Here is a 24,212-nt window from a genome sequence, read left to right on the forward strand (position 1 = left end):
TTCGGAGAATTATGATGCAGGGCTTGAAGGACAAGGAACTCTTTCGCCAGACGGGCTTGATCGGCGGCGCATGGAAGGCGGCGGCATCGGGCAAGGCGGTCGACGTGGTCGACCCGGCGACACAGGCGGTAATCGGCACCGTGCCGGACATGGGTGGCGTGGAAACCCGCGCGGCGATAGAAGCCGCCAACGCCGCCTTCGGCCCGTGGAAAAAGAAAACCCACGCGGAGCGTGCGGCGCTTCTGGAAAAATGGTTCGCGCTGATGATCGACAATGTCGATGATCTCGGCCTGATCCTGACCACCGAACAGGGCAAGCCGCTCGATGAAGCGAAGGGAGAAATTCGCTACGGCGCGTCCTTCGTCAAATGGTTCGCGGAAGAGGCGCGTCGTATCGGCGGCGGCACCATTCCTTCACCGACGCCGGACCGGCGTATCGTGGTGCTGAAAGAACCGGTCGGCGTCTGCGGCATCATCACGCCGTGGAACTTCCCGAACGCCATGATCACCCGCAAGGTCGCGCCAGCACTCGCAGCCGGCTGCACCGTCATCATCAAGCCGTCGGAATTCACGCCCTATTCGGCCTTAGCGCTCGGCGTGCTTGCCGAACGGGCCGGCATTCCGGCGGGCGTCATCAACATCGTCACCGGCATGCCGACGGAAATCGGCAACGAAATCATGGCCAACGAGACGGTTCGGAAAATTTCCTTCACCGGCTCCACCCGCGTCGGTTCGCTCTTGATGCGCGGCGCTGCCGACAGCGTCAAGCGCCTGTCGCTGGAACTCGGCGGCAATGCGCCCTTCATCGTTTTCGACGATGCCGATCTCGACCTCGCCATCGAAGGCGCGCTCGTCTCGAAATTCCGCAATGGCGGCCAGACCTGCGTTTGCGCCAACCGCATTCTCGTGCAGTCGAGCGTTTATGACGCCTTTGCCAAGAAACTGGCGGATCGCGTCGACGCCATGCGGGTCGGACCCGGAACAGAGGCAGGCGTTGCGATTGGCCCGATGATCAACGAACCGGCCATCACCAAGATCCGCGCCCATATCGATGACGCCGTTTCCAAGGGCGCGAAGATCATCACCAAGCCGCACGATCTGCCGGAGGGTCCGCAATATACCGCCCCCGTGGTGCTGACCGGTGCCACGACCGGCATGCGGCTGGCAAGCGAAGAAACCTTCGGGCCGGTCGCGCCGCTTTTCCGTTTCGAGACGGAGGAAGAGGCGATCGCCATCGCCAACGGCACGCCCTTCGGCCTTGCCGCCTATTTCTATACCGAAAGCCTGAAACGCGCCTGGCGCGTGGGCGAGGCGCTGGAATTCGGCATGGTCGGCCTTAACACCGGCGCGATCTCCACCGAAGTCGCCCCCTTCGGCGGCGTCAAGCAATCCGGCCTCGGCCGTGAGGGCGCGCAGGTCGGCATCGAGGAATATCTGGAGATCAAGACGTTTCATATTGGCGGGCTTTCCTGAACCCGCTTCCTTCTCCCCGCCTAAAGGGTCGCTCTGCGGCCCTTCTTTTTGTGTGGAGGCAATAAAACGGCCGGACAGCTGCTGTTAGACTGATGGAATGCCCACAAACCTCTCCTCCGTCATGCTCGGGCCTGTCCCGAGCATCTGCTACCGATTGATTTTACGATAGGTGGACAGATCCTCGGGACAAGCCCGAGGATGACGTCGAATGTGGGGGATGGTTCGTAAGAAGCCTGAGAGACAGGAAGCGACCGAACTCTACTGAATCTTGTCCAGCATCTTGTAATAAAAGCCCACCAGCGGCAGGAACCACGGCTTGCCGAAATGACCCGGCACGGCCGGCCAGTCCAGTCCCTTCAGTGGGTTATTATCCGGCCGACCCAGAATGGCGTCTGCCATGATCATGCCGAGATGGGTGGAAAGCTGCGCACCGTGGCCGGAATAGCCCATGGCGTACCAGACGCCGTCATGGAAACCGGCGCGCGGATAGCGGTCCTTGGTCATGTCCACCAGACCGCCCCAGCAATAATCGATCGGCACATGGGCAAGCTGCGGGAAGATGCGATGCAGACTTTCCGTCAGGATTTCACCGCTTTTGGCGTCCGAACGCTGGTCCGACGTGGCGGAAAAGCGGGCACGGCCGCCGAAGATTAGCCGGTTATCCGGCGCGAGCCGGAAATAATTGCCGATATTCATGGAGTTGACATAGGTGCGGTTGCCCGGAACCGAAGCCTTGATCTCGGCATCCGTCAGCGGCCGCGTGGCGATGATAAAACTGCCGACCGCAATGATGCGGCGGCGGAAATAGCTGAAGCCGGAGGGCGTGTAAGCGCCGGTCGCCACCAGAACATTGTCGGCCGTCACCTTGCCGCGTGAGGTCTCCAGTTCGTGGGTCCTGCCGTTCTGGATGTGCTTCGTCACGGCGGCATTTTCGAAGATCACCGCGCCATGACGGCTGGCGGCTTCGGCAAGGCCCGCCACATAGCGACCCATATGCATCATGGCGCTCTTCTTCGAGAGCATGGCGCCATAAAAGGGCGAGCCGATCTCCGCCTTGAGATCAGCCGCGGAAAGAAGCGCCGTATCGGAATCGACCTCGGCATGCAGCGCCTCGAAATTCTTCGCCAGCCCTTCAAAATGCTGCGGTTTGGACGCAAGCTTCAGCTTGCCCGAGCGGCGGAAGTTGCAATCGATGCCCTCCTCCGCGATCAGCGCCTCCAGCGTATCGATGGAGGAATCGAGCGCCCTGTAGAGGGCAATCGCGCGTTCCTTGCCAAGCTCGGCCTTGGCGGAGAGATAGGAATGGGCGAGACCATTGTTGAGATGCCCGCCATTGCGGCCGGAGGCGCCCCAGCCGACCCGCTCCCCTTCGAGAACGACCACCCGCGCACCGGCTTTGGCCAGCTGGCGCGCGGCCCCGAGACCGGTGAACCCTCCACCGATGACGGCGACATCGTAATGACCTTCGACGGGACCTTGCGCGGCACCTGAAAATTGCGGCGCGGTATCGTGCCAATAGGAGACGAACTTCATGGTCCCGACCTTTCCTTACAATCCAACCACGCCTGCCAGGCCGGAAATATCGGCGATTTCGACATAACCGTAATAGGGATTGGCGGGCTCGTGGCCGCGATTGACCCAGACCTTGTTCTTGATGCCGAGATCATGGGCCGACATCAGGTCGTAACGGAACGAGGAGGAAACATGCAGCATGTCTTCCGGACCGCAGCCCAGCATGTCGAACATATATTCGAAGGCCTTGAAACGCGGCTTGTAGGCCTGCGCCTGCTCGGCGGTGTAGACCGCGTGGAAGGGCGCGCCCAGCTTTTCGACATTCGACATGATCTGCGAATTCATGGCGTTGGACAGGATGACGAGGGGAATTTCCTTCGCAACTTTGGCAAGCCCGGCCGGAACATCGGCATGCGGGCCCCAGGTCGGAACGCGCTCGTAAACGAAGGTGGCATCTTCATCCTTGAAGGCCACGCCATTGCGCTTGCAGCTGCGCGAAAGCGAATTATGAACCACCTGGGCATAGGGCTTCCAGTCGCCCATGATCTCATCCAGACGATAGGCCGCAAAATTCCTGATGAACTGCTGCATCTGCGCTTCATCGAGACGATCACCATAAAGATCGCGGGCGGCCTCTGCCATCTGGAAATTGATCAGCGTGCCGTAGCAATCGAAGGAGATGTATTTCGGGCGGAAGATGGTCATGTCGTCGTCATCCTTGCTTGGGGATCGGCCGTGCCGGAATGCATTGATCATAGAAAGCCTTTGCCCGGTCGACGCACCGCAATTGCCGTCAGCGGAAGCAGATTGTTGCGTATGCAGCCGCCAGTTTGGCAGAGAGTTGCGTTGAGGCAAACCGGAAGCCGCCGCCGGTCCCCGGTTTACGGCCGGGTGCCGACAAGATGCGGCATAAGATGCGGCGGCGCATAAAAGCAACAGCGAAACATATCGAACCTTCCCATTTGTCGGGACAATCTTCTTTGGGCATCGGTCTATCAATGAATAAGCAGAAAAATGGAGTTCCGGCATGCAGGCGAGCCTGATCGATATCCAAACGTTTCAACCGGACCACCTCGATGCGGCCGTTGAACTTTCCCGCCAGGCCGGCTGGCCGCACCGGAAAGAAGACTGGGCGCTGGTCCTGTCCCTGAGCAAGGGTTTCGTCGCCCTGGAAAACGGACGTGTCGTCGGAACCGCCATGGCGACGATTCTCGGAGACACCTGCGCCACCGTCAATATGGTGATCGTGGATGAGAGCATGCGCGGCCGCGGCCTTGGACGCCAGCTGATGGGCGCGGCAATGGACGCAGCAGAAAATCGCGAATGCCGTCTCGTCGCCACGACCGACGGCCTGCCGCTTTATGAAAAGCTTGGCTTTACCGCCTGCGGCGAGGTGCTCCAGCATCAGGGCATTCCGGTGGCAACCAACAGGCCGGAAGGCGTGGCCTGGGCGGAAACCATCGATCCGGCCAAATTCGCCGCGCTCGATGCGCAGGCTTTCGGTGCGGATCGCACGGCCCTCTTTGCGGCACTTGCCGAAAAGGCGCGTTTCGCAATCGTGCAGGAACAGGGCGTCATCAAGGGTTTTGCGGCACTTCGCGCCTTCGGACGCGGCGAAGTCATCGGCCCGGTCGTGGCGGAAAATGCTGAAATCGCGAAAGAACTGATCGCGTTCGTGTTTTCTGAACGTCCCGGCGCATTCCTGCGTGTGGACACCACGGCCGATACGGGGCTCGCCCCCTGGCTTGCCGAACGGGGCCTTGGCCATGTCGGCGGCGGCATCGCCATGCGCCGGTCAAAAACCGAAATCCCCGCTGACAAAAAACTGAAAACATTCGCATTGACCAGCCAGGCGCTGGGCTGAATCCGGAGAGACCCATGTTAAGCAATTCACTGATCGAACTGGATCGCGCCCATCTGGTGCACCCCGTCTCCTCCTTCCGCGGCCATGAGAAGCTGGGCGTGCGGGTGCTGCAATCGGCAAGCGGCGCCACCGTCACCGATATGACCGGCCATCAGCTCATCGACGGTTTTGCCGGCCTGTGGTGCGTCAATGCCGGTTACGGCCATGACAGCATCGTCGAGGCGGCGGCAAAGCAGATGCGGGAATTGCCCTATGCGACGGCCTATTTCGACATTGGCAGCGAACCGGCGATCCGGCTTGCCTCCGAGCTTGCCGACCGCGCACCGGGCGATCTCAACCACGTCTATTTCACACTTGGCGGTTCCGATGCGGTGGACAGCACCATCAGGTTCATCCGCTATTACTGGCATGCCAAGGGCCAGCCGCAGCGCGACCAGTTCATCTCCATCGAACAGGGTTATCACGGCTCCACCACCGCCGGTTCGGGCCTCACCGCCCTGCCCGCTTTCCATGCCGGTTTCGGCGTGCCCTACGACTGGCAGCACAAAATCCCGTCGCATTACGCCTACCGTAACCCGGTGGGAAGCGATCCGGCCGCCATCATCGCATCCTCCCTGCAAATCCTGAAGGACAAGATCGAGGCGATCGGTCCGGACCGCGTCGCCGCCTTCTATGCGGAGCCGATCCAGGGTTCCGGCGGGGTTCTCGTGCCGCCTCCGGGCTGGATCAAGGCCATGCGCGACCTCTGCCGTTCCTATGGCATCCTCTTCGTCGCCGACGAGGTCATTACCGGCTTTGGCCGCACGGGACCGCTGTTTGCCTGTGCCGACGAAGATATCGTGCCGGACTTCATCACCACCGCCAAGGGCCTCACCTCCGGCTATGTGCCGATGGGCGCCGTCTTCATGGCGGACCACGTCTATGATACAATTGCCGACTTCGCAGGCGAGGCCGCAATCGGGCATGGCTACACCTATTCCGCCCATCCCGTCAGCGCCGCGGTCGGTCTGGAAGTGCTGAAACTTTACGAGGGCGGGCTGCTGGAAAACGGCCGCCGCGCCGGTCAAAGGCTGATGGCGGGGCTTGAGAGCCTGAGAAGCCATCCGCTGGTCGGCGATGTCCGCGGGCGCGGCATGCTCGCCGCCGTGGAACTCGTGACCGACAAGGACAGGAAAACGCCGCTGCCGGCCGCAGCCGCCCCCGCGCGAAAAGTTTTCGACCGCGCCTGGGAAAACGGCCTGATCGTGCGCGCCTTTGCGAACGGCATTCTGGGTTACGCGCCGCCGCTCTGCTGCACCGACAGCGAGATCGACGCCATCATCGAGCGGACGCTGAAGACCCTCGACCAGACGCTCGAAGACCCCGCGGTACGGGCGGCCATGGCCTGAGGCGATAGCCGGGCGGCGTTGCGGCACCCTCTCGAAATGTCGCAACGCACCACATATTCGCAATATTCTGCCGAAGAGCCGATCCATTTCGGCGAATCCGGCGTGCCGAAAGTGCCAAACTATGAATGCAAACGGCACGAAACGCCATAAAAAAGGGCGTAATCGCAAATGGGAACGGGGCAAGGATCCCGTCCGGGAACAGAATAATCTGCCGCAGGCTCCCCAAGAGGCTTAAGGCGGCAAAGCGGAGACCGACATTGCCCAAAAAACTGAGCGACTTCAAATATATGAGCTTCGACGTGGTGGGGACTCTCATCGATTTCGAAGGCGGCCTGAAATCGACGCTGGCCGCGATCGGCGCGGAAAATGGCGTGGAGGTCGACGGTGAAAAGGCGCTCGCGCTCTATCGCGCCGCCCGTTATTCCGACGCGACCGACCTGTTTCCGGACGATCTCGTCCGCGTATACCTGATCATCGCTCCTGAACTCGGCCTGCCGGCGGAACGCGCTTTCGGCGAGCGTCTGCGCGATGCGGCAAAAAGCTGGAAAGGCTTTGAAGACAGCCGAGCCGCCATGGCGGAACTTGCCAAGACGCATCGTCTCATCGCCATGACCAACGCCCAGCGCTGGGCCTTCGACTATTTCTCGAAGGAACTCGGCAATCCCTTTCATGCCGCTTTCACGGCGGATGACACCGGCACCGAAAAACCCGATCCCGCCTTCTTCGAAAAGGTCTTTACCTTTGTGGAAAGCGAGGGAGCATCGAAGGACGACATTCTGCATGTCGCGCAAAGCCAGTACCACGATATCGGCATTTCCCGGAAACTGGGCATGACCAATTGCTGGATCGAGCGACGCCACGCCCAGAAGGGTTATGGCGGTACGATCGAGCCGGAAAACTTCACCAAGCCGGACTACCACTTCACCTCCATGGCCGGCCTTGCCGAAGCAGTGAGACAGACGGGCGGCTGAGCCGCCCCGCCAATGGCGTGCCGCGAACTGGGATGTGGCATGCCGGAAATTTCTTCAGACGCATTTCAACAAATCATACAAAAGGGGAAGACCATGAGTGACAGGATTACAAACTGGACCCGCTCCGACGATGCCGCCGTTGAACAGGCGATCCGGCGCGGCGCAACGCGGCGTGAGCTGCTTCACATGCTGCTGGCGGGCGGCGTCGCCCTTTCCGCCGGTTCGGCCATTCTCGGCCGCGCCTCTCAGGCGGTTGCCGCGACGCCGGTTTCCGGCGGCACGCTGAAAGCTGCCGGCTGGTCCTCCTCCACCGCCGATACGCTCGATCCGGCGAAGGCCTCGCTTTCGACGGACTATGTTCGTTGCTGCGCGCTCTATAACCGTTTGAGCTTCCTGGACGTTTCCGGCACACCGCAGCTGGAGCTGGCCGAAGCTATCGAAACCAAGGACGCCAAGACCTGGACGGTGAAGCTGCGTTCCGGCGTCACCTTCCACGACGGCAAGGCCCTGACGGCCGACGACGTGGTTTATTCGCTGAAGCGACATCTCGATCCGGCCGTCGGTTCCAAGGTCGCAAAGATTGCCGCGCAGATGACCGGCTTCAAGGCTCTCGACAAGAGCACAGTCGAAATCACGCTGGCGAACGCGAATGCCGACCTGCCATCCATTCTGGCCCTGCACCATTTCATGATCGTTGCCGACGGCACCACGGATTTCTCCAAGGGCAACGGCACGGGCGCTTTCAAGCTCGAAAAATTCGAGCCGGGCGTGCGTTCGATCATGAGCAAGAACACCAATTACTGGAAGTCCGGCGGCCCGCACATCGACAGTTTCGAATTCATCGCGATTTCCGACGATAATGCCCGCGTCAACGCGCTTCTTTCCGGCGATATCCAGCTTGCGGCCTCCATCAACCCGCGTGCACTTCGCCTGCTCGACAAGCAGGAAGGTGTCGTTCTGTCCAAGACGACATCGGGGAACTACACCAACCTCAACATGCGGCTCGACCAGGCGCCGGGCAACAATGCCGATTTCGTCGCCGGCATGAAGTCGATCGTCAATCGCGAGCAGATCGTCAAGGCGGCGCTGCGCGGCCTGGGTGAAGTCGGCAACGACCAGCCGGTTCCGCCGATGAGCCCCTATCACAATCCGGACCTCAAGCCGAAAGCCTTCGATCCGGACAAGGCGAAGTTCCATTTCGAAAAAGCCGGCCTCATCGGCCAGTCCATTCCGGTCATCGCATCGGATGCGGCAAGCTCTTCGGTCGACATGGCGATGATCATTCAGGCTTCCGCCGCCGAAATCGGCGTCAAGCTGGATGTGCAGCGCGTGCCTTCGGACGGTTACTGGAGCAATTACTGGCTGAAGGCGCCGGTCCATTTCGGCAACATCAACCCGCGCCCGACGCCGGACATCCTGTTCTCCCTGCTCTACGCTTCCGACGCACCGTGGAACGAAAGCCAGTACAAGTCGCCGAAATTCGACAAGCTGATGCTCGAAGCTCGCGGCATGCTCGATATCGAAAAGCGCAAGCAGATCTACTTCGAACTGGAAACGATGATCGCCGACGAAGCCGGCACCATCATTCCCGCCTATATTTCGAACGTCGACGCCATCACTTCCAATCTGAAGGGGCTGGAAGCCAATCCGCTCGGCGGCATGATGGGTTATGCCTTTGCGGAATACGTCTGGCTCGAAGCCTGATAGACCATGGAGCCGGGCGCGAGAATGCGCCCGGCAGCCTTTCCGTCGTTGCGGAAAGCCTCCACAATCAGGCACGTCGCAGGAGCATGTGAATGAACAGCCGGATATTATCCCTTATCGCCAGGCGGCTGGTCGTCATGCTGACGACGCTGCTTATCGTGTCGTTTATCGTCTTTTCCGCCACCAGCCTGCTGCCCGGCGACACGGCGACGATCCTGCTTGGTCAGGCGGCGACGCCGGAGGCCGTGGCCGGCCTGCGCACCGCCATGCATCTCGACGATCCGGCCCTGCTGCGTTTCGTCCGCTGGCTTCTGGGCCTGCTGCAGGGTGAACTCGGCACGTCCTACGCCAACAATATGGCGATTGCCGATCTTATCGGCCCGCGCTTCGTCAACTCCATGAAGCTTGCCGGCATTACCACCATCATCGCCGTGCCGCTGGCGCTGACCCTCGGCATCAGCTCCGCCATGCTGCGCGGAACGCTGTATGACCGGGTTGTCACCGTGCTGACCATCGGCGTCATCTCGGTGCCGGAATTCATGATCGCCACACTCGCCGTGCTGCTTTTCGCCGTTTATCTGAAATGGCTGCCGGCGCTGTCGCTGGTGAGCGAGGTTCACACACTTTTCGATGTGCTGCGGGTCTATGCCATGCCGGTCATCACGCTGACCTTCGTCGTTTCCGCGCAGATGATCCGCATGAGCCGCGCCGCCGTGATCGAGACGCTCGATACGCCCTACGTGGAAATGGCGCTTTTGAAGGGTGCGCCGCGCATGCGCATCGTGCTTCGCCACGCGCTTCCCAATGCGCTCGGCCCCATCGTCAATGCGGTGGCGCTGTCGCTTTCCTATCTCGTCGGCGGCGTCATCATCGTCGAGACGATCTTCAATTATCCCGGCATCGCCAAGCTGATGGTCGATGGCGTCGCAACCCGCGACCTGCCGCTGATCCAGAGCTGCGCGATGATCTTCTGCGTCGGTTATCTCCTCCTCATCACGACGGCTGACATCATCGCCATCATGTCCAATCCGAGGCTGCGCTGATGGCCGACACGATCAAAACAACTTCGGGGACCTCGCGCTTGGGTTACAAGATCAACGCAGTCGGCGTTTTCGGCTTTCTCGTCATTTTTTTCTGGGCCATGGTGGCGATCTTCGCGCCCTATCTCATTCCGCATCCGGTGGGTGAAATCGTCGATCTCGATTATTTCGGGCCGATGACGTCAGATCTCTGGCTCGGTTCCGATTATCTCGGGCGCGACGTGTTTTCCCGCATTCTCATGGGCGCGCGTTTCACGGTCGGCATATCGCTCGCCGCCGTCACCATTGCCTGCACCTCCGGCGTCGTGCTCGGCATGTGCGCCGCCGTCATCGGCGGCTGGTTCGATGCGGCGCTGAGCCGCTTTCTCGATGCGGTGAATTCCATTCCGAGCAAGCTTTTCGGCCTCGTGGTCGTCGCCGCTGTCGGCTCGTCCATTCCGGTGCTGATCGTCACGCTCTCGGTCATCTATACGCCGGGCGCCTATCGTTTCGCCCGGGCGCTCGCCGTCAATGTCAATACCATGGATTTCGTCACCGTCGCCCGGGTGCGCGGCGAAAGCCTGCTCTACCTGATCGGCTCTGAAATCCTGCCGAACATCGTCCGGCCCGTGCTTGCCGATCTTGGCGTGCGCTTCGTGTTCATCGTGCTGCTTCTGTCAGGCCTCTCCTTCCTCGGCCTTGGCCTGCAGCCGCCGAATGCGGACTGGGGCGCGCTGGTGCGTGAGAACATCGGCGGCCTGCCGTTTGCGGCCCCCGCCGTCATCTTCCCGTCGCTGGCCATTGCCAGCCTGACGATCAGCGTCAACCTGCTGATCGACAATCTGCCGCAGAAAATCCGCGACAGGAGCGAATCATGAACAATCTCGTTGAAATCCGCGGATTGAAGGTCGAGGCGACCACCGATTCCGGCCGCCGTATCGACATCATCAAGGGCGTGGACATCGACATCGCCGACGGCGAAATCGTCGCACTGATCGGCGAAAGCGGTTCCGGCAAGACCACCATCGCGCTGACGTTGATGGGTTATGCCCGGCCGGGTTGCCGCATTTCCGCCGGCAGCGTCAAGGTGGCGGGCCAGGACATGGTGCAGCTTTCCGAAGCGGAACGCGCCAAAGTCCGCGGTACGAAAGTGGCCTATGTGCCGCAAAGTGCGGCCGCCGCCTTCAACCCGGCGCAGAGGATCATCGATCAGGTCATCGAAGTCACCCGCATCCACCATCTGATGCCGCCGCAGGAGGCACGGACGCGGGCAATGGAACTTTTCAAGGCGCTGTCGCTGCCCAACCCTCAGACCATCGGCGAGCGTTACCCGCATCAGGTATCCGGCGGCCAGCTCCAGCGCCTCTCCGCCGCCATGGCGCTGATCGGCAACCCGAAGCTGGTGATCTTCGACGAACCGACCACCGCGCTCGACGTCACGACCCAGATCGAAGTGCTGCGCGCCTTCAAATCGGCAATGCGCAAGAACGGCATCGGCGGCGTTTATGTTTCGCACGATCTCGCCGTCGTCGCCCAGATCGCCGACCGGATCGTGGTGCTGAAGGGCGGCGAGATTCAGGAAACCGGTACGACCAAGGATATCCTCGAGAATGCGCAGCATCCCTATACAAAGGAACTGCTGACGGCCTTTCATGACAAGGCACGCGTCGTCACACCGGTCAAACAGGAGCAGGCAACGCCGCTGCTGGATATCGAAAAGCTGATCGCCGGTTATGGAACCAAGGGCGAAGACAAGATGCCGCTGGTGCGCGCGGTGGATAGCGTCAGCCTTTCGGTCTATCCCGGCCGCAATCTCGGCATTATCGGTGAGTCCGGTTGCGGAAAATCGACGCTGGCGCGCGCCATTGCCGGCATTCTGCCGGCAGCCAGCGGCCATGTCATCTTCGAAGGCCGGGAACTGGATGCGGATGCCCGACGCCGAACCAGCGACCAGCTGCGCCGCATGCAGATCGTCTTCCAATATGCCGATACCGCACTCAACCCGTCGAAACCGATCGAGGATATTCTCGGCCGGCCGCTGACCTTCTATCACGGCATGAAAGGCAAGGCGCGCGACGCCCGGATCGATCAGCTTCTCGATATGGTGAAGCTGCCGCGCTCGGTCCGTCATCGCCATCCTGCCGGCCTTTCCGGCGGGCAGAAGCAGCGCGTCAATTTCGCCCGTGCGCTTGCCGCCGAACCGTCACTGATTATCTGCGATGAGATCACCTCGGCGCTCGATACCGTGGTCGCGGCTGCGATCATCGACCTGCTTGGGGAATTGCAGCGGGAGCTGAACCTTTCCTATATCTTCATCAGCCACGATCTTTCGGTGGTGGAAACCATCTGCGACGAAATCGTCGTGATGTATGGCGGGCAGAAGGTGGAGCATCTGGAAACGGAAGCGATCAAATCGCCGACGCATCCCTATTCGAAACTGCTGTTCTCCTCGGTGCCGAAACTCGACCCGACATGGCTCGATAATCTTCAGCAGGATGCGGAGCTGGTGCGGGCGTTTTCGAAGAGGTGAGAGGCTGGAAGACGGCAAGGTGGATTGGGAAGCACCAAAATCTCCCTCGGTGTCATCCTCGCCCTTGAGGCGAGGATCCATTCATCTCGGCGGGCTATGGATCCTCGGGTCAAGCCCGAGGATGACGTGGAGATAGAGCAAGCATCTGACTGAAGAACCGTTCTCACACCTCAAAGCGGAAACAGGCTGGTCAGCGGCATGTGCGATTTGATGATCGGCGATTTCAGCACCACAAAGCTGAAATATTTGTCGATGCCAACATCCATATCGGTCAGCCGCTCCATGATCGACTGATATTCGACGATGCCGGAGGTGACGAATTTCAGCAGATAGTCGTAACCGCCCGAAACGAGGTGGCATTCCACCACCTGGTCGATCTTTTCGACAACGCCGAGGAAGCGGGCGAAATCGATCTGGCGGTGGTTCTTCAGCGTGATCTCGGTGAACACCGTCAGCGTCTGGCCGAGCTTGTTGATGTTGATCTGCGCCGAATAGCCCTCGATATAACCTTCCGCCTGAAGCTTTTTCACCCGCATCAGGCAGGGGCTGGGCGACAGATTGACAAGCTCCGCCAGCTCGACATTGGTGATGCGACCGTTTTTCTGCAGTTCGTAGAGAATCTTGATGTCGATCCGGTCAAGTTTCATCATATACGGAACCCCTTTTTTGTTTTTCTAAGCGCAGCATAAAATTCTGGCGCATTGACGTAAATCTTACCACATGGGCGAACCCTGTCGATGTGCGGATAATTTTTTGATGCAGCATAAAGAGTTGCAGAACCATCACCGAACAGCAGGAGATTCCGGTAACAAGCCCAGTCTGGCAGCGTTTACACGCCGGCTAGGGTAAATTAGGACGGATATAAGGAGTCCGACCATGCCCGCCCCGCTGCAACAGATCACGACATCGCCGGAACTGCCGACATCCGCGGACGCCGTCATTATCGGCGGCGGTATCGTCGGTGTCTTCGCCGCCTATTATCTTGCCCGGCGCGGCCTCAAAGTGGCGCTGGTCGAAAAAGGTTTGATCGGAGCGGAGCAATCCAGCCGCAACTGGGGCTGGTGCCGCCAGCAGAACCGAGATGCTCGCGAATTGCCGATTTCCACGAAGAGCCTGGCATTGTGGGAAGAATTTGGCGCAGAGAGCGGCGAAGACACGGGGTTTCGCCGCTGCGGGCTGTTTTACCTCAGCGACAATGAGGCCGAACTTGCCGGCTGGGCACGCTGGCGCGACTTTGCCATTACCGCAGGCGTGACGACCCATATGCTGAGCGCCGATGAGGCGAGCGAACGCGGCCGGTCCACGGGAAAGCGCTGGAAGGGCGGCGTGTTTTCACCGACGGACGGCACTGCCGATCCTTCCATGGCGGCACCCGCTGTGGCACGCGCCATCATCAAACTGGGCGGCACGGTGCATCAGAATTGCGCCGCACGCGGGCTTGAGACGGAAGGCGGCCGGGTCAGCGCCGTCATCACCGAAAAAGGCACGATCCGCACCAAAACCGCCATCATGTCCGGCGGGGCCTGGGCATCGTCTTTTTGCCGCCAGCTCGGCATTCGTTTCCCGCAGGCCTCCGTCCGTTCCTCCATTCTCGCCGTCACGCCGGGCGCGGAAGGTCTGCCGGACGCGCTGCACACCGCCGCCGTTTCGGCAACGAAACGGAACAATGGCGGCTACACGCTCGCCATCAGCGGGCTGGGGCGCATCGACCCGACGGCGCAGCAGATGCGGTTTGCCCGCGAATTCGTCCCGATGTTCCTCAAGCGCTGGCGCAGCCTGCGACCGGGTGGGCTGGAAGGCATTCGCGGCGGCCATGAGACGCTGAAACGCTGGCGGCTGGATGCACCAACGCCGATGGAGCGGGTTCGTATTCTCGATCCGAAACCGAATGCCGCCGCCATCCGCGAGACCCATAAAAGGGCGCTGGAGCTTCTGCCTGCCCTTCGCAAAACACAGATTTCTGCCGCCTGGGCCGGTTTCATCGACAGCACGCCGGATGGCGTGCCCGCCATCGGCGAAACCGGCGAATTGCCCGGCTTCATTCTCGCCGCCGGTTTCAGCGGCCATGGTTTCGGCATCGGACCGGGCGCCGGCCATCTGATCGCCGATATCGTGACGGGGTCGAACCCAATCGTCGATCCCGCCGCCTATCACCCCAGCCGTTTCCTTGATTCATCATGGGGCAAAGTCGCGGATTTCTGACCCTTCCCTAATGGGATGAGACATGTTTACCGCTGCTGAAACGACCGATGTGAAAATCCGCAATCGGCGTCGTGGTTTTCCCGGTCGCGATCAGTTCCGCCATTACATCGCCGACACCCGGTCCGATCTGGAAGCCATGGCCACTGAAGCCAAAAGCGTAATAAAGGCCCGAAGTTGCGGCACTGTCTCCCATGACCGGCAGATCGTCGGCCATATAACCTTCCACGCCGGACCAGGTGCGGATTAGCCGCGCATGGCGCAGGGCGGGCGCAAGCCGCAAAAGCTGTCGCAACTGGGCATCGAGCCCGGCGGGATCGTATTTCGCCCGGCGTTCGTCCAGTGCGGCGGCGCATCGTTTCACCCCGCCGAAAATGACGTTTCCGCGCGGAATTTGCCGCATATAGATCACTTCACCCGGAATTTTGGTGGAGACGCCGACAACGGGTTGAATGAACCATGGCAAGGGTTCCGTCACGCCCATTTGCGGCCCGGCCACTTCCAGCGGCACCGCCTCCCCCAGCGCAGCGGCAAACCCGCCACCCCATGCACCGCTGGCAACCAGCACCACGGGCGCGCGATAATCCCCTTCCGCCGTCGTTACCCGGAAGTCCTCGCCGATCTTTTCTATGGCCAGAACCTCGCAGTTTTCCACGAACATTGCGCCATCCCGCCGCGCCGCGCGGGCAAAGGCGGGCGCGACGAGACGCGGATTGGCGTGACCATCATGCGGCGACCATGATCCGGCAATGGCCTCCGGCCCGATAAAGGGAAATTTCTGCCTGACAGCCTCGCGTGAGAGGATGTGCAACTCCAGACCATATTGCGCGGCATCGTCGCGGTATTTCTCGACCGCGGCGATCTGTTCTTCCGCCCAGAGAAACCGGATATGGCCGACGGGCATGAATTCCACGTCCGCGCCGGTGAGCTGCGGAATTCGGCTCCAGATGTCGCGTGATCTGTTGGCGAGCGGGAGCTGCCCGAGATAACGGCCCTGACGGCGAACATTGCCGAAATTGGTGCCGCTTGCCTGCTGACCGACAAGGAAACGCTCCAGCAGAATGACACTGACGCCCCGTTGCCGCAGGAAAAACGCGGTGGCGGTTCCGACAATGCCTCCACCAACGATAATGACATCGGCCTCCGCAAGCGGGTTACGCATCGTCGCCTCCTCTCACAATCGCCAGAGGCAGCGGTTTCACCGGTGCCTGCCCGCGCAGCCGTCCGGCCAATTCCACCGGCAGACCACAGGCGGCCGCGACAATCTCCTGCCCCGCCGGCCCGCAGAACCGCCCCTGGCATCGCCCCATGCCAGCCCGCGAGAAAGCTTTCGAGCGGTTGACCTCCGTTGCGCCCTTGCCGGTCACGCTTGCGCGTAACTCGCCCGCCGTCACCACCTCACAGCGGCAGATAATCGTGTCGTCGGCAAGTGCCTTCGCCAAGTGGTTCGGCCACGGAAAGGCCCGGGCCATTCCCTGCGCAAAGCGGCTCGCGGCTTTTAGTCGTTTGCGACAGCGGCCGATTTCCGCACGGGATGGCTTCACGCCGTTATCCTCAAGCAGCGCGAAGACGGCAAGCCGGCCGGAGGCTTCCGCACCATCCGCACCGAGAATGCGCACCCCATCGCCGGCAAGATAGACACCCGGCACGGAACTGCGCCCCATATCGTCCACATCCGGAAGCCATTGCCGGATCAGCGGATGAAAGGAGAAGCGGCACCCGGCAAGATCCGCAAGCTGGCTTTCCGCCCGCAGATGATAGCCAATGCCGATGGCATCGCAGACAAGGCGTTTTTCCTGACCGGACGCATTCCGGTAACGGATGCCGGTCACGCCGCTTTCGCCGTCGCCGGTAATCTCTACCGGCTCGACGCCCCGCTCGATCCTTACTCCTCCGGCAAGCAGCGCTGCGACAAGCCGCATGCCTTTGAGGAGCTGTGACGGCCGCGCCATCATCCCCGGCAGGCCCCTGATCTGCGTGGAAAGCGGCGTGGTATCCAGCACCGCCACGGGTTTCGCGCCCGCCTTCATATATTGATAGGCGACAAGATAAAGCAGCGGTCCCGTGCCCATGAAAACGACCCGCCGCCCTATCGCGCAGGCCTGCGCCTTCAGGGCTATCTGCGCGGCGCCGAGCGAAAAACAACCCGGCCTCGTCCAGCCCGGCAGAGGCATGATGCGGTCGGTCGCGCCCGATGCGATAATAAGGGCATCGAAATCCAGAGCTTCGGATGTCTCTGCGCGCTGAATATGAATGTGATTGTCGCGGATTGCCCAGGCGAGGGTCTGCGGGCGGTAATCGATACGGTCCGAAAGCCCGTCGAATGTCTCGTGCAAAGCTCTCGCCTTGCCCGCTTCCGTGCCGTAAAGCGCCGCATAGGAACGACGGAAATTCTGCGGCTGACGGCGATAAATCTGGCCGCCGCTGCGATCTCCCTCATCGATGACGACGGGGCTAAGCCCCGCCCGCACCAACGTCTCGGCGGCACGCGTACCGGCGGGGCCGGCGCCCACGATCACGACGCGCAAATCTGCCATAACCCCTCCGGAACCTCGGTTCTGATATCCATGCCCGGGAGAACGGCGGTGGAACAGGCGCGCAGCCGTTCGCCTTGCCCGGTCCAGACCCAGCAATCCTGACAGGCACCCATCAGACAGAAACCCGCCCGCTTGCCATCGGCGAATTCCGAAAGGCGAGCGAACCCGCGCGACAGCATCAGCGCCGTCAGCACGGTATCTCCCTCCAGCGCCTCGACCGGCAGGCCGTCTATCAGGACAGGGCAAACCGCGCGTCGCTCTTCGGCGATGCGCCTGAATCTGGCCGGCATCCGCTTTTCCTTTCCCGAAACCCTGGCAGGCACCTCTCCTGCACGCTTACAGATTTCCACGGCAGGCGCTTTCTCACCAATCGCAAATGGTCGCTTGAACAGAACCTTGGGTTATGGAAGAGATGACGCCGGAGGTTTCCATGAACGCCCGACAGCTTGAAATTTTCCGCGCCATCATGCGCGATGGCTCCGTGACGGCGGCCGCCAATTCGCTTGCCGTTTCCCAGCCCGGCGTCAGCAAGGTGCTGCACCATCTGGAAAGCCAGCTGGGTTACAAGCTGTTCGAGCGCATCGGCGGGCGGCTGGTGCCGACGATGGAAGCGCATCTGATCTATGAGGATGCCGACCGGGTTTTCCGTGAGCTGGAAGTCCTGAAAAAGCTGACCCGTACCATCGGCGAGCGCAAGCTCGGCCTTCTGCGCATCGGAGCCAGCCTGCCGGTCACCTATTCAGTGCTACCCGAGGCGCTTCTCGCTTTCCGGCAGGCGCACCCGACCGTCAAAATCCATCTCAACGCCCTGCCAAAAAAAGAGATTGCCGAGCAATTGCTGCTGGGCGACATCGATTTTGCCGTAACGCTGTCCACCATTCAGGCGCCGACCGTGCGCAGCGAAATTCTCGCCTCCGTACCGGTCGTGGCGGTGATGCGGCATGACGATGCCCTGGCGGAGATGATGACGCTAACGCCGCGTGACCTCGCCGGCAGACCGCTGATTTCCTACGGTAACCATGCCGACGAGATCGGCCCGCAGCTGAACGAGGCCTTCGAGCGCGACGGGCTTACCCGTGATGTTTCTGTACAGGTCACCTCATCGGTGGGCGCTGTGCCGCTGGTGCGCGGCGGTATCGGCATTGCCCTTGTCGACGGCCTGGTGCGCTGGAACAGTTTCGAGGGGGTGACGGTGCGTTCATTCATGCCTGAGGTGACGATGAATGTCGCCGTTTCCACCAACACGGCCCGGCCGCTCTCGCGGTTTTTCAAACCCTTCGTCGGTGAATTGCGAAAACTCTTTCGCGCCCTCCCCGCCCAGGGCTGACGGAGAAAACAATACCCGCAAGCCTGAGCCTGCGGGTATCGCGGTCCGCCGCATGTGTTCGAACGATCAGCTTTTCGGCAGGCCGGGAGGGTTGGTCCGCGATTCCGGCAAAGCTTCTTCCGATAGCTGCCAGCGATCCAGAATCTTGGCATAAGCGCCGCTCTTGATCAGGTCGTTGGTGGCAAGCGTCAGCGCGTCGGCCAGTCCTGACCCCTTGCGGGTGGTAATGGCGACATCGGAACGCTCCGGCCAGCCGGCGGAAAGGGTGCCGACACGCTTGATGGTCTTGTCGCGTGCGGCGATGAAAACCAGCTGCGCATGCGGCTGGACGATCACATCCGCCCGCCCCGCCGAAAGCGCCACAAGCCGCGTGGCTTCATCATCGTAATATTGCAGTTCGATCGGCTTCAGGCCGGCGGCGACGTCCTCATCGCTCCATTTCAGCAGAATGCGCTCCTGATTGGTGCCGGCGCCAACGATGATCCTCAGGCCGGCTGCGTCCTTCGGCTCGCGAATGGCGGTAATGCCGCTGTCCGCCTTGACGAAAAATCCGTGCAGGCCCTGCCGATAGGTGGAAAAATCGAACTTTTCCTTGCGCTGCTCGGTAACGCCCACATTCGAAATCACCGCGTCGTATTTGCCGGAGGCAAGCCCCAGCGGCCAGTCAGCCCAGGCAACCGCCACCAGTTCCAGTTCGAGACCGAGGCTATCGGCCACCGCGAGGGCATAATCAGGATCAGCGCCCACCACCGTTTTTGCGTCCGTCGCATAGGTCGCGAGCGGCGGTCCGCCGGGTGCGACCGCGACCGTAAGTTTGCCCGGCGTGACGAATTTGAAATCCTTGGGAACGGCGGCAATCGCGCCGGGGTCTTTTTCAACCCGGATACGGCCGGGCTGATCCGGCGACAGGTCGAAGACATCGGTTGCGAAAGCCGACCCGAAACCGGCGATGGAGAGAAAGGCGCCGAGCGTGGCCGTGGCGAGACGAGAAGTGAAGGTCATTGTGGTTTCCCGATGGAATGATGGCGGGACGGAGGTAGCGCGGGCGGGAGGATGCCCGCGCTACCGGCTGAGTGATGTCCCACCTTCAACTCAGCTTTTGGCAACTCAGCTTTTGGCATCTCAGCTCTTGGGCAGGCCCGGCGGATTGGTGCGGGATTCGGTGATGGCTTCAGAACCCAGATTCCAGCGGGCAAGAACCTTGCCGTAATTGCCGTTCTTGATCTGGGCATTCAGCGCGGCGGTAACGGCCTCGGCAATGCCCGCGCCCTTTTTCGAAGCGACGGCAATCTCGGCCGCTTCCGGCCAGCCGCCGGAGAAGGTGCCGACAAGTTTCGTCTTCTTCTGGCTTGCCGCCTGGAACGCCGAGGTCGCATTGGGGCCGAGATAGGCATCAGCGCGGCCGGATTGCAGGGCGACGTCAAGCACGGCCTGATCGTCGTAATATTGCACTTCGGTATCGGCCAGTCCCTTGGCCTTGTTGTCCTTGATCCATTTCAGCAGGATCTGCTCCTGATTGGTGGCCGCGCCGACGATCACCTTCAGCCCTGCGACATCCTCCGGCTTGTCGATGGACGTCACCTTGCTGTTATTGCCGACGTAGAAGCCGAGCAGATCGTTGCGGTAGCTGGAGAAATCGAACTTTTCCTTGCGCGCTTCCGTCACCGTGATGTTCGAGGTAACGGCATCATATTTGCCGGACGCAAGACCGAGCGGCCAGTCCGCCCAGGCGATGGGTACAAGCTGCAGCTCAAGGCCGAGGCTGTCGGCGACGAGCTGGGCGATATCAGGCTCCACGCCGATCGGCGTTTTTGTGTCGCTGGCGTAGTCCACGAGCGGCAGGCGGAATGGAACGGTCGCAACCGTCAGCTTTCCATCGGCGATGAACTTGTGGCCGGCGGGCAGAAGCTTGATCGCCTCTTCCACCTTTTCGGCGCGCACCCGCCCCTTCTGCTCGGGCGACAGGTCAACCTCCTGCGCATGCGCGGCCGGGACGAGCGCGGCGGTGGCGGTGAAAAGACCGCTCGCAAGCAGGGACAATAATTTCGATGAAAATGCCATATGAGTGTTTCCTTTGTTGTTGATTAGAGAACTTTTGCGAGAAACTCGGCCGTGCGCGGATGATCCGGCTTGTTGAACACCTTTTCCGGCGTGCCCGTTTCGAGAATGCGGCCCTGTTCCATGAAGACGACCCTGTCGGAGACCTCACGGGCAAAGCCGATTTCATGGGTGACGATGATGAGGGTGACGCCGGAGCGGGACAGCTCCTTGATGACGTCCAGCACCTCGTTGACCAGTTCAGGATCGAGCGCGGATGTCGGCTCGTCGAAGAGCAGGACCTTCGGCCGCAGCGCCAAGGCCCGGGCAATCGCAACACGTTGCTGCTGCCCGCCGGAAAGCTGGCGAGGGTAAGCGCCGGCCTTTTCGGCAAGACCGACGCGGGCCAGAAGATCACGCGCTTCGGCCTCGGCCTGTTCCTTCGATATGCCGCGAACCACGACCGGCGCTTCGGCGATGTTCTCAAGCGCCGTCAGATGCGGGAACAGGTTGAAGCTCTGGAACACCATGCCCACTTCGACGCGGCGTTTCAGAATGTCCTTTTCCTTCAGCTCATAAAGCGTGTCGCCCTTCTGACGATATCCGACCAGTTCACCGTCAATGGCGATGAAGCCGTCATCGACGCGTTCCAGATGGTTGATGGAGCGCAGCAGGGTCGACTTGCCGGAGCCGGACTGGCCGAGAATGGTGGTGACGCTGCCTGCCGGGATGGAGAGCGTGACATCGTCCAGCACCTTCAGCGTTCCGAAGGATTTGGAGACGCCGTGGATATTGACCGAACCGCCACGATTGCCGAGCTGGAAACTTCCCGTCCTGGCGGCGGCCGGTCGTTCAGGTCTTTCAATGGCGGGCACTGGCGTCTCCACCACTTCCGGCAAAGGCTTGCGCGGCAGGAAGGTGCGGTAGAGCGTGGCAAACAGCGAAGGCGGCGGATTGCGCAGCGCGCCGCGCGAGAAGTGCCGTTCGATATGGTGCTGTACGATGGAAAGCGCTGTCAGGATGACCAGATACCAGACGGTGGCGACCATCAAAAGCGGGATTACTTCCAGATTGCGGCGATAGATGATCTGGATCGTATAGAACAGCTCCGGCAGCGCGAGGATATAGACCTGCGAGGTGCCCTTGGCGAGGCCGATGATATCATTGAAGGCCGTGGGCAGAATGGAACGCATCGCCTGCGGCAGAACGATGCGGGAAGCCTGTCTCCGGCGTGGAAGGCCGAGGGCTGCCGCAGCTTCAAGCTGCCCCTGATCGACTGAAAGAATACCGGCGCGAACGATTTCGGATGCGAAAGCCGCCTGATTGAGCGTCAACCCCAGAACAGCCGCCGCAAAGGGCGTCATCAGCTGTGTCGTATTCCAGCTGAAGAAATTGATGCCGGTATAGGGCACACCGATTGTCACGGTTTCATAGAGATAACCGAGATTGTTGAGGATCAGCAAAAGCACGATCAGCGGGATGGAGCGGAAAATCCAGATATAGGTCCAGGAGACGGCGACCAGCAGCGGCGAGCGGGAAACGCGGGCAAGCGCCAGCAGCGTTCCCAGCACGAAACCAAACAGCGCACCCAGTGCGGTCAGGAGCAGCGTGCGGCCAAGACCGACCAGCACCGGTTCGGCGAAGAACCATTCGGCAAACACATCCCAGCCCCAGCGCGGATTGCCGAAAACGGAATGCAGGACGGCGGCAATGATGAGGACGGAGAAAACCGTACCCACCGTCCGCAGGGGATAACGGGCCGGAACGATGCGGAAATGGGAATAACCACCCGTGATCGGCTCACCCTTTTGCTCGCTCACCGCAACATGCGGAAAATCAGAGGCTATCGTCATCGGAAAAAGCCTTTCATGGATGGGCGGAAGAAGGGTGCGTCCGGACAGCCGCTATCGACGCCCCGCCAGGAACGGAGGAGGATGCGGGGTCGGACAGCCATTTTTCGAAGGGCAAGGACCGGATCGTCTCGGGATCGGCCGCGGTATCGAAGAGGGCGCGATAACCATTGGTGAGATAAAGGCCGACCGCTTCCGGCTGGCGAAAGCCGGTGGTCAGATAAACGCGGGCATAACCCTGCCGGATCGCCTGCTGCTCCAGTTCCCGGAGTACGACTTTCGCCAGCCCTTGCCGGCGATGGGCGGAATGGGTCCAGACCCGCTTGAATTCCGCCGTTTCATCGTCGTAGCGCATGAAGGCGCCGCCGGCGATCGCTTTCCCGTCACGCAGGAGCAACAGGAAATTGCCCGATGGCGGGCTGAAAGCCTCCGGCGGATATTTGTTCAGCTCCGCCTTGGCCCCTTCCGCATTGAAGAACGTGCCGTAGCGGCTGTCATATTCGAACAGCAACTCCTCCAGAAGCGGCGTTGCGAGCGGATCCTTGACCGATGTGTAGAGAAAACTGTCGCTCATGTCCTTGTCCTAAATTTCGCGTCAGGAGAGGTACGCTTCGGCCAGACGCACCCAGAAGCGTGCTGCCGGCGCGATGATCGCGTCGTTGAAATCGTAATGGGGGCTATGCAGCGGCGCGCTTTCGCCATTGCCGACGAACAGATAAGAACCGGGCCGCTCCTGCAGCATGAAGGCGAAATCCTCGCTCGCCGTGCGCGGCTGGAACGCTTCGGCGATCTGCCCGGCGGCGAAATGCCTTTTGGCGACATCGCGGGCGAAGACCGTCTGAGTGACGTGATTGATGACCGGCGGGAAACCACGGGAGTAAGCGACCTCGGCCTTCGCGCCGAAGCTCTCGGCCTGCGCTTTCGCCAGCGCCGGAAGCCGCTCCTCCAGCCTGTCACGCACGGCAGGCGAAAAGGCCCGGGCGGTGATCTGAAGCTCGACGCTCTCGGGAATGACGTTGGAGGCGGTTCCGCCATGGATGGAACCGACCGTCAGCACCGCCATCTCGCGCGGATCGACATTGCGCGAAACGATGCTCTGCAAGGCGGTGACGAAACTGGCCGAAGCGAGAACCGGATCGACCGTCTCATGCGGGGCGGCGCCATGCCCGCCCCTGCCGACGATCCGCACCTTCGCCTTGTCGACGGAGGCCATGGCCGGGCCGTCTACGAAGCCGAACTGCCCGGTATCGACACCGGGCCAATTATGCAGGCCGAAAACCGCATCGACCGGAAACCGCTCGAACAACCGGTCCTTTATCATCGCCCTTGCCCCAGCGCCGATCTCCTCGGCCGGCTGGAAGATCAGTGTCAGGGTGCCGGAAAAATTCGACGATTCGGCAAGATACCGGGCGGCGGCGAGCAGGATCGTCGTATGACCATCGTGACCGCAGGCATGCATGACGCCCTGCGTCTGGCTGGCATAAGCAAGTCCGGTTTCCTCGACAATCGGCAGGGCATCGATATCGGCGCGGATTCCGAGACGTTTTTCGCCATGACCGCGTTTCAACGTGGCGACAACACCATGGCCGCCGACACCTTCCGTCACCTCATATCCGAACGACAGCAGATAACGGGCGATGAGCGCCGCCGTGCGTTTTTCCTTGAGCGAAAGCTCCGGATGCCGGTGGAGATCATGCCGGATGGCGATGCTCTCTTCGATGAAGGCAAGGATTCCCCGTTCGGCGTCGTCCTGCGGACGCGCGCCGTCAATGCGGATATTCATGGTTCTGTCTCCCGCGCGG

Annotated in this window: 21 protein-coding genes; 10 read left to right on the plus strand and 11 right to left on the minus strand. The window is 61.2% G+C overall.

The window, feature by feature from the left end; translation table 11 throughout:
* The first annotated feature begins 14 nt into the window (after positions 1-14).
* Positions 15-1,472, plus strand: a complete 1,458-nt coding sequence (locus tag AC5YUO_RS16855) for an NAD-dependent succinate-semialdehyde dehydrogenase (protein WP_496156039.1) — start codon at positions 15-17, stop codon at positions 1,470-1,472.
* Positions 1,473-1,730: 258 nt separating this feature from the next.
* Here the strand turns inward: AC5YUO_RS16855 and AC5YUO_RS16860 are convergent, their stop codons facing one another.
* Positions 1,731-3,005 (minus strand): NAD(P)/FAD-dependent oxidoreductase, encoded by a 1,275-nt coding sequence (locus AC5YUO_RS16860; RefSeq protein WP_496156040.1) that lies wholly within the window; start codon positions 3,003-3,005, stop codon positions 1,731-1,733.
* A gap of 15 nt (positions 3,006-3,020) precedes the next feature.
* On the minus strand, positions 3,021-3,689 hold the full coding sequence (locus tag AC5YUO_RS16865; protein ID WP_496156041.1) for a haloacid dehalogenase type II: 669 nt from the start codon (positions 3,687-3,689) through the stop codon (positions 3,021-3,023).
* 322 nt (positions 3,690-4,011) lie between these two features.
* On the opposite strand from AC5YUO_RS16865, the gene AC5YUO_RS16870 reads away from it, so the two are divergent.
* From AC5YUO_RS16870 to AC5YUO_RS16900, 7 genes are all read left to right on the plus strand, one after another.
* A complete protein-coding gene (locus AC5YUO_RS16870; protein WP_496156042.1) occupies positions 4,012-4,848 on the plus strand; it encodes a GNAT family N-acetyltransferase in 837 nt (278 codons plus the stop codon).
* A 14-nt stretch (positions 4,849-4,862) separates the two neighbouring features.
* Positions 4,863-6,236 carry an aspartate aminotransferase family protein gene (locus AC5YUO_RS16875; RefSeq protein WP_496156043.1) on the plus strand — a complete coding sequence of 458 codons (1,374 nt, stop codon included), beginning with the start codon at positions 4,863-4,865 and terminating at the stop codon, positions 6,234-6,236.
* A gap of 257 nt (positions 6,237-6,493) precedes the next feature.
* Positions 6,494-7,207 carry an HAD-IA family hydrolase gene (locus tag AC5YUO_RS16880; RefSeq protein ID WP_496156044.1) on the plus strand — a complete coding sequence of 238 codons (714 nt, stop codon included), beginning with the start codon at positions 6,494-6,496 and terminating at the stop codon, positions 7,205-7,207.
* Positions 7,208-7,300: 93 nt separating this feature from the next.
* On the plus strand, positions 7,301-8,911 hold the full coding sequence (locus AC5YUO_RS16885) for an ABC transporter substrate-binding protein (protein WP_496156045.1): 1,611 nt from the start codon (positions 7,301-7,303) through the stop codon (positions 8,909-8,911).
* A 92-nt stretch (positions 8,912-9,003) separates the two neighbouring features.
* Positions 9,004-9,954 (plus strand): ABC transporter permease, encoded by a 951-nt coding sequence (locus tag AC5YUO_RS16890; protein ID WP_196380584.1) that lies wholly within the window; start codon positions 9,004-9,006, stop codon positions 9,952-9,954.
* Positions 9,954-10,808 (plus strand): ABC transporter permease, encoded by an 855-nt coding sequence (locus AC5YUO_RS16895; protein ID WP_496156046.1) that lies wholly within the window; start codon positions 9,954-9,956, stop codon positions 10,806-10,808. The genes AC5YUO_RS16890 and AC5YUO_RS16895 overlap by 1 nt, the downstream gene beginning before the upstream one ends.
* The gene (locus AC5YUO_RS16900; RefSeq protein WP_496156047.1) at positions 10,805-12,460 is read left to right on the plus strand and encodes an ABC transporter ATP-binding protein; all 1,656 of its coding nucleotides are present in this window, start codon (positions 10,805-10,807) and stop codon (positions 12,458-12,460) included. Before AC5YUO_RS16895 ends, AC5YUO_RS16900 begins: the two co-directional genes overlap by 4 nt.
* Before the next feature lie 170 nt (positions 12,461-12,630).
* On the opposite strand, the gene AC5YUO_RS16905 is transcribed toward AC5YUO_RS16900, so the two are convergent.
* Positions 12,631-13,107, minus strand: coding sequence for an Lrp/AsnC family transcriptional regulator (locus tag AC5YUO_RS16905; RefSeq protein WP_003506856.1), 477 nt, complete (start codon positions 13,105-13,107; stop codon positions 12,631-12,633).
* Between the two features lie 229 nt (positions 13,108-13,336).
* Between AC5YUO_RS16905 and AC5YUO_RS16910 the strand changes: the two genes are divergently transcribed.
* Positions 13,337-14,662: an NAD(P)/FAD-dependent oxidoreductase gene (locus AC5YUO_RS16910; RefSeq protein WP_496156048.1), complete on the plus strand. Its 1,326-nt coding sequence runs from the start codon at positions 13,337-13,339 to the stop codon at positions 14,660-14,662.
* Positions 14,663-14,669: 7 nt separating this feature from the next.
* Here AC5YUO_RS16910 and AC5YUO_RS16915 read toward each other — a convergent pair whose 3' ends face one another.
* The 3 genes from AC5YUO_RS16915 to AC5YUO_RS16925 are packed head-to-tail and all read right to left on the minus strand — an operon-like array spanning position 14,670 to position 17,486.
* Positions 14,670-15,821 carry an NAD(P)/FAD-dependent oxidoreductase gene (locus AC5YUO_RS16915; protein WP_496156049.1) on the minus strand — a complete coding sequence of 384 codons (1,152 nt, stop codon included), beginning with the start codon at positions 15,819-15,821 and terminating at the stop codon, positions 14,670-14,672.
* Positions 15,814-17,196 (minus strand): FAD/NAD(P)-dependent oxidoreductase, encoded by a 1,383-nt coding sequence (locus AC5YUO_RS16920; RefSeq protein WP_496156050.1) that lies wholly within the window; start codon positions 17,194-17,196, stop codon positions 15,814-15,816. Before AC5YUO_RS16920 ends, AC5YUO_RS16915 begins: the two co-directional genes overlap by 8 nt.
* Entirely contained in the window at positions 17,175-17,486 is a 312-nt protein-coding gene (locus tag AC5YUO_RS16925; RefSeq protein WP_400812870.1) for a (2Fe-2S)-binding protein, read from the minus strand. Before AC5YUO_RS16925 ends, AC5YUO_RS16920 begins: the two co-directional genes overlap by 22 nt.
* Positions 17,487-17,599: 113 nt before the next feature.
* Between AC5YUO_RS16925 and AC5YUO_RS16930 the strand changes: the two genes are divergently transcribed.
* The gene (locus AC5YUO_RS16930) at positions 17,600-18,523 is read left to right on the plus strand and encodes a LysR family transcriptional regulator (RefSeq protein ID WP_496156051.1); all 924 of its coding nucleotides are present in this window, start codon (positions 17,600-17,602) and stop codon (positions 18,521-18,523) included.
* 66 nt (positions 18,524-18,589) lie between these two features.
* Here AC5YUO_RS16930 and AC5YUO_RS16935 read toward each other — a convergent pair whose 3' ends face one another.
* The 5 genes from AC5YUO_RS16935 to AC5YUO_RS16955 form a co-directional block, all read right to left on the minus strand.
* Positions 18,590-19,525 carry an ABC transporter substrate-binding protein gene (locus tag AC5YUO_RS16935; protein WP_496156052.1) on the minus strand — a complete coding sequence of 312 codons (936 nt, stop codon included), beginning with the start codon at positions 19,523-19,525 and terminating at the stop codon, positions 18,590-18,592.
* Positions 19,526-19,645: 120 nt separating this feature from the next.
* Positions 19,646-20,584 carry an ABC transporter substrate-binding protein gene (locus AC5YUO_RS16940; RefSeq protein ID WP_496156053.1) on the minus strand — a complete coding sequence of 313 codons (939 nt, stop codon included), beginning with the start codon at positions 20,582-20,584 and terminating at the stop codon, positions 19,646-19,648.
* Between the two features lie 23 nt (positions 20,585-20,607).
* On the minus strand, positions 20,608-22,413 hold the full coding sequence (locus tag AC5YUO_RS16945) for an amino acid ABC transporter permease/ATP-binding protein (RefSeq protein WP_496156054.1): 1,806 nt from the start codon (positions 22,411-22,413) through the stop codon (positions 20,608-20,610).
* Positions 22,414-22,426: 13 nt separating this feature from the next.
* Positions 22,427-22,984 carry a GNAT family N-acetyltransferase gene (locus AC5YUO_RS16950; protein WP_496156055.1) on the minus strand — a complete coding sequence of 186 codons (558 nt, stop codon included), beginning with the start codon at positions 22,982-22,984 and terminating at the stop codon, positions 22,427-22,429.
* A gap of 21 nt (positions 22,985-23,005) precedes the next feature.
* Positions 23,006-24,193 (minus strand): M20 aminoacylase family protein, encoded by a 1,188-nt coding sequence (locus AC5YUO_RS16955; protein ID WP_496156056.1) that lies wholly within the window; start codon positions 24,191-24,193, stop codon positions 23,006-23,008.
* Positions 24,194-24,212: the final 19 nt, after the last annotated feature.

It is taken from the genome of Agrobacterium sp. LEGMi-208b (assembly GCF_059511785.1).